This is a genomic window from Enterobacter cloacae complex sp. IR5422, from assembly GCF_049238165.1.
In the GTDB taxonomy this organism is placed as follows: Bacteria; Pseudomonadota; Gammaproteobacteria; order Enterobacterales; family Enterobacteriaceae; genus Enterobacter; species Enterobacter roggenkampii.
In genome coordinates this window covers 1-10,102 of sequence record NZ_JBMKHT010000075.1, presented here as the reverse complement: position 1 = coordinate 10,102, position 10,102 = coordinate 1, and the positions used below count along the sequence as shown (strand labels likewise).

The 10,102-nt window shown below is 61.0% G+C and carries 1 protein-coding gene; it reads right to left on the bottom strand.

Annotated elements, in window-relative coordinates; genetic code table 11:
- Positions 1–95: 95 nt before the first annotated feature.
- Entirely contained in the window at positions 96–9,683 is a 9,588-nt protein-coding gene (locus ACOTXT_RS21490) for a hemagglutinin repeat-containing protein (protein WP_421625442.1), read from the bottom strand.
- Positions 9,684–10,102: the final 419 nt, after the last annotated feature.

Genomic DNA, 10,102 nt, shown 5'->3' with positions numbered 1-10,102 from the left:
TCTGGCGGCGTTTACTGGAAAACTCACTGTCGGCAAAAGTCAGTTGCTGGCTCATCCGGTTACTCATTCTGGGTTCAGGTTACAACACGATGATCTCACATCTCGGACTTATTCGCACCTTCCTTAATTACTTTTGCCTGCACTACATCATTGATAAGCGTTGGCTTGCTGGCATCCCCCAAGAAGAAATCAGCTCTGTTCCCCTGATTCGTATCCGTGAAGACTTTTCCTGTCTGAGGATCTGTCAATTCAGCAGTAACTTTGGGAATAGAAGAATGGGCATTTTTATCAATAGACTGAGAATTCTCTGTCCAGCCAGCACCTTTATTTGGAGAAACAATACCTGTTTCAGTTTTGGTGATAACGCTGTTCCCTGCTGCGCCACCAAATATAGCAGCCGTTCCGAGACCAACATTCAGAGCTCCGTTACTATAGTTACCATCAGCAATCTGACCTATCCCCGTACCTGTCTGGTATGCACCTCCCGCAGCCACAACTCCACGCACCAGAGTACCAGGGGCTCCAGGAAGGACCATCAAAGCATCTGTACCCACTGCGGCTTGACCTGACTGAACACCGTGCATTTTCAGATAGCTCAGCGCCTCATTATAGGCTTTGGCATCAGCTGCCGATGCCACAAAAGCTCCGCCCTTCGCCAGGGACTGTATCGCTTGTGCCGCTTGCTGCTCTGAGTAACCGTAAACAGTCTGGAGTTCATAGCCATACTGATTAAGTAACCCGGCAAGTTCTTGCTTTTCTGCATCATTCAGCTGACCATTCTGGTATTTATTCAGAAGCCCATTATTGGCTTTGTCCTCATTGGTCAGACGAACAATATCCTGTGATGCCTGAAGAAGGTTCTTACCATTTTTTTGATCTTCAAGCGCTTTATTAAGTGCATCATTTTTTGAAGCGCTAAGGAAGTTATTCTCCACAGTATTCTTTCCTGCACTGGCTCCAGCCGCCGCACCAGCCGTATTTCCCCCGGCAATCCCGCCAGCTATGCCCGCTGAAACAGATGCCAGCGTACTCACGGTCTGCTTCTGCTCTTCCGTCAGCTTCGACGGGTCAGTATCGGGATAGAACTGTTTGGCAATCGCTGTCGCAATCAGTTCGCCGGATGCGGCCCCCACAGCACCCGCTGCGGCACTGTTGCCCTGAAGGGCTGCGGTTACGCCGCCGAGGATGGCATGGGCAATCGCTTTTGCCGCCGTATCGTCATCAATGCCTGCATGATGGCCGATGATGTTCGCCAGCTCCGGTGCTGACGCGCCCGCCAGCGCCCCTCCGATATTGCCGCCCGCCAGTCCCTGCAGCGCTGCCGTAGCCGCCTGGATGCCGCGCTGCATGGCGCTGCCGGTTCCGTAGGTCACCATCACGTTTTTGTATGCCTGGGTATCACGCAGTTTCGCAAGATAGTTCTGGCGCTCTTTTTCTGTCGCATTTGCGGGGAGTGTTGCGCCGGTTTCTTTCTGGGCCGCCTTCAGCCCGTTAAGATCACCCTGCGTCCTGGCAATATCCGCCACCTGGCTACCAATGTCGCTGATCATCCCAACTGCGTTCAGGCGGTTCTGCTCTTTCTCCTTGTCGAAGATTGGGCTGATGCTGTCGTTGGCATGTTCGGTGTCGCGGCTCAGATCGGCCACGTCCTGCTTCTGGTTTGCTTTGTCGCGGATAGTGAGGGAGCCCTCTGCCACGGCGGCATGCGTGGTGCCTTCCTTATGGCCTTTATTACCCGCAGCGGAGATCATGCCGCCCGGCAGGTTACCCTGGAATTTATCCCCGAAGCTGCCGCCGCCGCTCAGGCTGATACCGGAGTGCGAGGTTTTAAAGTCCGCTTCGTTGTGGATATCGCTGAAGCCCAGCGTCCCGGTATCGAGGCTGTTTTTGTCCGGCGTGGCGGTAGAGGCGATAACCGCTCCATCAAGCTGGGTATGATGCCCCACGGTGATATCGAAGCCGCCGTCCCCGGCATACAGCCCGGTTTGTTCGGCCACCGAATCAAAGCGGCTCTTCATCTTGTCCTGGCTGGCGTTGATATAGCCTGAACCGGACATAGTGCCGAAGGTGAAGCTGCCACCCGCCGCAACGCTGGTCTGCTTGCTGTCGTAGTCGCTGTTGTTCTGCTGGCTGCGCATCAGCAGGTCGTGACCAACATCTGCCACGATTTTATTGCCGTTAACCTGAGCGCCATCAAGCACGGTGTCGTGCCCGCTTTTTAGGATGACGTTTTTGCCGCTGTCGATGGTGGTTTCGGTCCAGTCGGTACCGTTGCCTTTATCCTTGCCATGCGCGGCGTTGACGTTGGCAAACACGCTGATACCCGCACCGTTGCCGCCGGCACCGATGCTCACGCCAATGCCGCCACCGCTGCTGCTGTTCTTGCCGCTGGTTCTTTGGGTATTCGCCGCGCCGGACAGCAGAATGTCGTTCTGTGCATCCAGCGTGGTGTCGCCCCCGGCTTTCAGCTGGCTGCCCGCAATCACGATGTCGCCGCTGTTCGCGCCTTTGTTTTTACCGTTCGCGGTGATGGCAAGATTGTTGCCTGCGTTCAGCGTGCTGCCTGCCACCGCATCACTCTCAGCATGCTGCTGTGATTTCGACTTCTGGGTCGTCAGCGAGAGGCTCACACCCATTGCGTTCGGGTCACCGGTGGTTGCCGCCATATCCGCTGCCTGCCCGGCCTGCACGCCGGACAGCACCGTTTTGGTGGCCTGAAGGGCTTTCAGACGGCCATCACTTTGCTCTTTGGTCTCCTGCGCCGCGCTCACGGCATTGTTAATAGCGCTACCGACGGTGCCGGAGAGCGCCACGGTGAGCCCGCTTTTCTTCTGCTCGAAGGTTTCATCCCGGGTGCGCTTGTCGTGCCCCGGCTCGATGATGACGCTGTCGCCGCTGAGGCTTAAATCTTTCCCGGCGATAAGATCCGCGCCGCCGATATGGGCCTGGTTTCCGGCAGAAATCGCGACGTTACCCCCCGTCGAGCCCACCGTACTGAAGCTCTGACTCTGGGTGGTGCCTTTCTCACGAAGATCGTGCGTGCTTTTGCTGCTGCCGATGGTGAAACCAATCCCGCCCGAGCCCATCAGGCCGGATTTTTTCTCTTCCTTAAAGCGCCAGGAGGTGTCGGTGTTAGTGGCTGCCACGATATCGACGTTGTTGCCCGCCTTAAGCTTCACGTCGCCATCGCCCGCCACGGCGGATCCGTTCACCAGCAGGTTATTGCCCGCAACGACCTGCACGTTATCGCCGCTCAGCAATGAGCCGGATTCACGCGTCGCGCTGTTCTCCTCGATGGTGTGGGTGGTTTTCTTGCTCAGGAACCCTTTTTTGGTTTTGGTCTGCTCTTTGTAGTGATAATCGCTTTCGGTTGCGGTATTGAGATTGACGTCGCGGCCCGCCGCCACGCCGATATCGCCCTTCGCCGTCACCTGCGCGGCTTCGGTGGTGACATCGCGCCCCGCGAGGATCTGGGTATTCGCCCCGCTGGCGATCTCGGTTCCCTGCTGGCGTACCGATTCGTTGATGACGGTTTTCTTGCCTGACTTATAGCTATCGCCCTGCGTGGTCTCTTCCGCCGCCAGATTCACGTCGCGACCCGCCTGCATCCCGACGCTTTTCTCCGCCGCCAGCGCGGCGGCCTGAGCGTTGATATCCTGCCCGGCCTTCAGGACCAGGTTATCGCCTGCGGAAATCGTGGTGCGGTCGAGCCCGGTGCTGTGGGATTCGCTTTTCCCTTTACGGCTGCTTTCGCTGGTCTGTGCCGCGTTCAGATTGAGATCGTTGCCCGCGCTCAGCCCCGCGCTGCCGCCCGCCTTCAGGTCGCTGGCGGTCACGTCAAGGTTGTGCCCGGCGTTCACCAGCAGGTTGCCGCCCGCGGTGACGTTACTGCCCTGATACGTGACAGACGAACGGCTGGTTTTCGCCCGGCTGGAGCTGAATGCGTCGTTGATCTGATTCGCGTTGACGGCAATATCGCCCCACGCGTTCAGCAGCATATCGCCGCCGGAGGCCAGGTTCGCCCCGGTAACGGTGATGTTTTTCCCCGCCTCAAGCGACAGGCCATCCTGCGCGGTAATAGACGCCGTGCTGCCCAGCAGGGTGTCTTTCAGGCCGATCTTGCCGTACTTCCCTCCGGCGTTGATATCAATCTGCTCAACCTGGGTCAGGTTGTTGATGCTGCCGTCCAGGCTCTCCAGCGCGACCGTTTTGCCGCTGATGGTGGAGCTGATGTTATTGATATCGCCGATGGCGCTCAGGTTCAGGTCGCCGCCCGCTTTCATCAGGCCGTTGTTGAGGTTGCTGATGCTGTTCTGGCTGTCGAGCGTCAGGCTGTTTTTCGCCAGCAGCGAGCTGCCGCTGTTGGTGATGTCACCGCCCTTCAGGGTGACGTTGTTGCCCGCGATTACGCTGCCGTTATTGACGGTGACGTCCTTCGGTGACAGGTAGAGCTTCGGTACCATCACGGTTTCACCGTTGACGGTGGCTTTCTCCCACCACAGCAGGCTGTGGTCGAGCGCGGCAATCTGATCGGCGGTCAGCGAGACGCCAAACTGCAGGCCCAGCGACTGCTGCGCCGCCGCCGCGTTATCCATCAGATAGCGCATTTGATCCAGATCGGAACCGATGCCGTTCAGGTAGCGGTTACCGGTCTGGTTGAGCACCACGTTGGAGACATAGCGGGTATCGAACGCTGCATCGCCGAGGAAGCGGTAGTCGTAATCCGGGTTCAGGTTGAGGCGGCCGAGCATATAGGACGAGCCGAGGAACTGCTTCTCGTCGGTAAACGCCAGCCGCGTCTCCTGCGGTGCCGTGGACGACGGTTTGACCCCGAGCATTGCGTTCAGGTCGGCAAACAGGGCGGGATCAAGCTGTCCGAGACCGTTCAGTTTCGGGTTGATGCTGATCAGGTACGGGCTTTTCGGGTTGTCGGAGAAGACAAAATAGCCGTTGTTGCCCGACGGAAGCGGGTAAGCGCTGGTATCGACGCGCTGGCCCTGATAATGCCCGACGGCTCCGCCCTGAGCGGTTCTGAGATCGGCGGTGGTGACCCCGGCGTTCGCCAGTGCGCCCAGCTGGCCGAGGTTCGCGTTGCCTTTCTGCGTGGTGCCAATGTTGCTGAGAGGCGTGCCGGACGCGCCGCCGTTTTCCAGCGCGCCGCCGCCGTTAAGCTGCTGCAGCGCACCCTGGAGCTGATCGTTCCACTGCGGCGAGTTCACCGCCACGGTGCCGGTCGTGTTCAGCCCCTGTTTTTGCACGCCGCTGCCGACGCTCTGGTTGCTGAGGGTGTTCAGCGACGGTGTGGAGATAACGTTGCTAACGCCGCCCGCGTTCGCAGTGGTATTGGTGTTGCTGATGTTACTGGTGAAGTTTGCGGTGACGTTACCGCCCGCCTGGATGACGGCGCGGTATAACGAACCTGCTTCAAAAGAGGAATCATGTCCAGTTAGTGCAAAGGTTACCGAATCATTATTGAAGGTAATATTTTTTGCTGAAGACATCTCATTTGTGGCGTACTTAGGCTTAACATTTTTGTATTTAGAAGCATATTCATAAACCAGATACTCATTCTGAATACCTTCTTGCCAACTTTGGTTATTAAGCGTCCCGCCTGCAAGAACGATGTTTCCTTCTGCAAGGATATTACTAGCCTGGTTATCCAGAGACGTTGCGTACAGATCTAAGTTTTTTCCTGAATTGATACGACCAGCAGGATTATTGCCTCCAATAACCGATGTTACAGTACTTGAAGTTACAAATTTTTGCGTCGAAGTGTTCTTAAAAGGTGCATAGTAATAAGCCATCGCCTTATGGTAATTACACCCACCATTCTGCCCGCCTGCACAAGTACCTGTTTGCCATCTTTCTAACTGGGAGTAATAACCATAACTTCCTTCTGCTAAGGCTGTGACAGGAACATTTATAATCGATTCACCCGTCATCCAGCTTTCTGTTGGTACTGCGTTACGCACAGTTGTTGCTTGCAGACCATCCCTTTGGTTCAGCAAATGCCCCGTCCTGATCGCAATATCACCATTCTGCGTCTCAATATTCCCCGACGTATTCACCACCTGGCTGTTCGCATTCCCCGCCGCATCCCGCTGCATCCACAGGTTGTTTCCCGCCATGATGTCGCCACGCTGGTTGGTGATGCTGTCGGCAAACAGCGCCAGGTTATTCGCCGCGTACAGCAGCGCGGTGTTGACGATGGCGCCCGGCGCGCTCAGAGTCAGCGAGCCGCGCGTGCCGGTGAAGCCGTCCACGGTAATGTTGCTCCGGCTGGCCACGGTGATATCGCCCCCGCCCTGCACCGAACCCGCGGTGTTCAGCGCCACGCTGCTGCCGGAGAGCGTACTCGCGCCGCCGCCGGTGGTGATTTGTCCGTTGTTGCTGAGCTGCCCGCCCGCGTTCAGGTTGACCGACTGCCCCTGCAGCACGCTGCGGTTATCGATGTCGCTGCCGCTGTTGATGGTGAGGGTTCTGCCTGCCGCCACAGCGGTTCGGCTGGTAAACGCGTTCGTCAGCTGCAGCGTTAAGTCCCCCAGGGACACCAGCTGGCCGGTAAGGTCCAGCCCCCGGCTCTGCAGCCACAGGTTGCCGCCGCTCAGCAGCCTGCCGCCCGCGCTCTGGGTTACCTGGTCCGCGCCAATATTCAGCTGCGTGTTGCCGAGCAGCGTGCCGCTGTTGTTCAGCTGGCTGTAGTTAACCGTCAGCTGTCCCGCCTGGGTGGTGCCCTGGCTGGCGAAATTGGTGCCGGTCAGGGTGGCGCGATCGGCCACCCACGTGCCGCCGTTGGTGGCGTTTGCCGCATTGAGTATCAGGTCGGTGGCCTGCAGCCAGCCGGTGCCGGTGAACTGCGGCGTGCCGAGCGTCAGGCGCGCGCCGGAGAGGAGTCTGCCGTCGTTACGCGCCTGCGAGGAGGCGGTCACGCGCGTCTCGCCGCCGCCCTGGATCAGGCCGTAGTTAAACAGCGCGGGCGTGGTCAGCGTCAGCGCATCGCGGCTGACGATTTCGCCTCCGCTGTTGTTGGTCAGCGTCCCGCTGAGGGCCAGCGTCGCGCCGTTATCGCCCTGCAGACGTCCGTTGTTGGTGAGCGCCCCGGTGGTGATGCCGAGCGTACCCCCCTGCATTTTGCCGTCGCTGGTGACGGAGGCCGCCGTGACGTTCAGCGCCCCGCCGGACAGCAGGGTGCCGCCAGACTGCTGGCTGACCGCGCCGGTCTGGCTGAGGGTCAGGCCATTCACGCCGCTGATGGCGCCGCTGTTGCTGAGCGTGCCGCCCGTCAGCGTCAGGTTTTGCGCCGCCCACTGGCCCTGGTTCGCCAGCGTCGCGGCCTGCAGCGTCGCCGCACCCAGCGCGGCGATCCTGCTGCCTGCGGTTCCGTTGAGCGTATCGGCCAGCGTCATCTGCAGCGCACCGGCGCTCTGCACCGCGCCGCTGTTGGTGAGCGACCGGGCGTTAAGCAGAATATTCTGTGCCTGCCAGCTGCCGGCGTTGGTCACAGCCCCGGACGCAATCGTCAGCGCGCCCTGGGTAAGAAGTTTGCCGCCTGCGCCGTTGATCAGCTCCTGCTGCGGCGCGGCCATCGCCATGCGCGCCATCAGCCGCTGCTGCCCCTGAACGGTCAGGCTCTGCAGACCGGTTAAGGTGCCCTGGTTGTTAATGCTGTTCTGATGCAGCGCGAGGGTGTTCCCCTGCACGGTGCCGCTGTTTTTAAGCGTGCTGCCGCCGAGCGTCACCTCGCCCTCGCTGAGGAGCTGCCCGCGGTTATCCAGCGTCTGTGCGGTGATATCCGCCCGGCCCTGGCTCATCAGCGAGCCGGTTGAGGTCAGCGTGCCGCCGGTCGTGGCCGTCAGCGTTCCCTGGCTGAGCAGAGACCCGCCGTGCGTCCAGTCGCTGGCGCGGATGTCCGCGCCGTTCCCCTGCAGCGTGCCCTGCGTGGTCAGCTGGCCTGTATCCAGCGTCAGCATGCCGCCAGAGAGGGTACGCGAGGCCGCGCCCGTGGTCAGCGTGGTGCCGGTGAGCGCCAGGCCGTTCGTTCCCTGCATCAGCCCGCCGTTGTTCATATCGCGGGCGGTGAGGGACAGCGTACCGCCCGTGATGCGCCCCGGGTTCGCCAGGGTATCCGCGGTGAAGGCGGTCGTGCCGCCGCTCTGCAGCAGCCCGGTATTCGTTAACGCCCCGCTGAGCGTGCCGCTGAGTCCCGTCTGCCCGTTCACCGTGCCGCTGTTGGTGAGGGTGGTGCCGGTCATGCCCAGCGTGGCGCCCTGCAGCGTACCGGCGTTCGTCAGCTGTCCGCCCGCCAGCGTGAAGCCGCCGCCGGAGAGCCATTTACCGTTCAGCTCGTTGATAAAGCGGTCGGCGGTGGCGTTAACCGCGTTGCTGCCCTGCATCAGGCCGCTGTTGCGCAGCTCAGTACCGCCTGCTGTCAGCGTTTTGCCCGCCACCGTGCCGCTGCTGGTCAGCGTCGTCGCGTTAAGCGCGGCATCGTCGGTGGCAACGATGTTCCCCGTGTTGGTCAGGGCATTGCTCAGGCCCAAATCCAGGCTCTGCGCCTGAATATCGCCCCGGTTCGTCAGGTCGCTGCCCCGCAGGGTGAATCCGCCCTTCACCAGCAGCAGGCCGGCGTTATCGAGCGTGTCGAGGGATAAGTCCAGAGGACTGCCGCTCACCAGCTGACCGGTGGCGCCGTTGCTCAGCGCGCGGGTGGTCAGCGCCAGCGTGTCGTTACCCTGAAGGATCCCGGTGTTGTTCAGCTGCGCAGCCTTCACCGTGAGGGCTTTCCCGGCCAGCTGGCCGTCGTTGAACAGCTGCGCCGCCGTCAGCGTGAAGAGATTCTGGCTGAGCAGGGCGCCCGTGTTATCCAGCCTGCCGGTCGCGGAAAGGGTCAGGGCATCCAGCGTCTGAACGCTGCCCTTGTTATTCAGGCTCCCGGCGTCAAGCGTCGCGCTGCGCCCCTGAAGGCTGCCCGCGTTGCTGAGGGTTTGTCCGCTGAGCGTCAGGGTCTCGCCGCCCGTCACCTGGCCCTGAGGCTGGTTCGTGAAGGTGTTCCCGGACCAGGCCAGCGTGCTGCTGCCCTGAAGCAGGCCGCTGTTCTGCAGGTCGCCCCGCAGGGTCAGCACTTTCGCCAGCAGCTGGCCCCGGTTATCGGTCCTGTCGGCCTGGACGTCCAGCGCCTGCTGGCTGAGCACCTTACCGCTGTTGGTCAGCGTGCCGGTCACCGCCGCCGTCACGCCCGCTTCCCCCAGCGCGTTGCCGGTGTTCATCCACTCACCGGTGGCGAGGTTCAGGGTGTTGCCCTGCAGCAGCCCGGCGTTGTTCAGGGTGGTGTGGTGCAGGTCGAGCGCGCCGCCGGAGAGCAGCATGCCCGGCTGCTGGTTGCTGAGCTGTGCCCCGGTCGCCGTCAGGGAGTGTGTCCCCTGCAGCGTGCCGCCGTTGGTCACCGACGCGCTGTTAAACTGCGCGTCGGTACCGGCCATCAGCCCGCTGTTCGTCAGGCTGGCGGTGGTCAGCGTCAGGCCGTTCCGGGCAATCACCCGCCCGTCGGCATCGTTGCTGGCCTGTCGGGTCAGGTTCAGCAGCAGCGCGGTGGCGCTGAGCTCGCCGCTGTTGGCCAGCGTGTCGCCGCCGAGCGTCAGCGTTCCGCTGCTGCGCAGCGCGCCACGGTTAGTGAGGTCTGCCACGCCGAGCGTCAGCGCCGAGTCCCCCTCGACGGTGCCCTGGTTTTGCAGGCTGTCCGCCGTGATGTGCAGGTCGCTGGCCGCAATATTGCCCGCGTTAGCAAACGCAGTGCCGTTCAGGGTGAGCCGGTCGTCCGCCAGCAGGCGTCCGGTATCGGTGTTGGTCAGGCTGAGGTAGTCGCTGCTCAGGCTGACGCCGTTGATTTCACCCTGGTTTGTCAGCGTGTCGCCCCGGAGGCGCAATGTGCCGTCAGTGGTGATAAGCCCGCTGTTAGACAGCACCGGAACGTTCAGCGTTAAATCCTGCGTGCTGTAGACCGATCCGCCCGCGAGGTTTGTGAGTGACCCGGTCTTCAGGCCGAGCAGGGTGGTCCCCTGCAGCAGTCCGCTGTTCTCCACCGAGGCAGCGTCCAGCGCCAGCG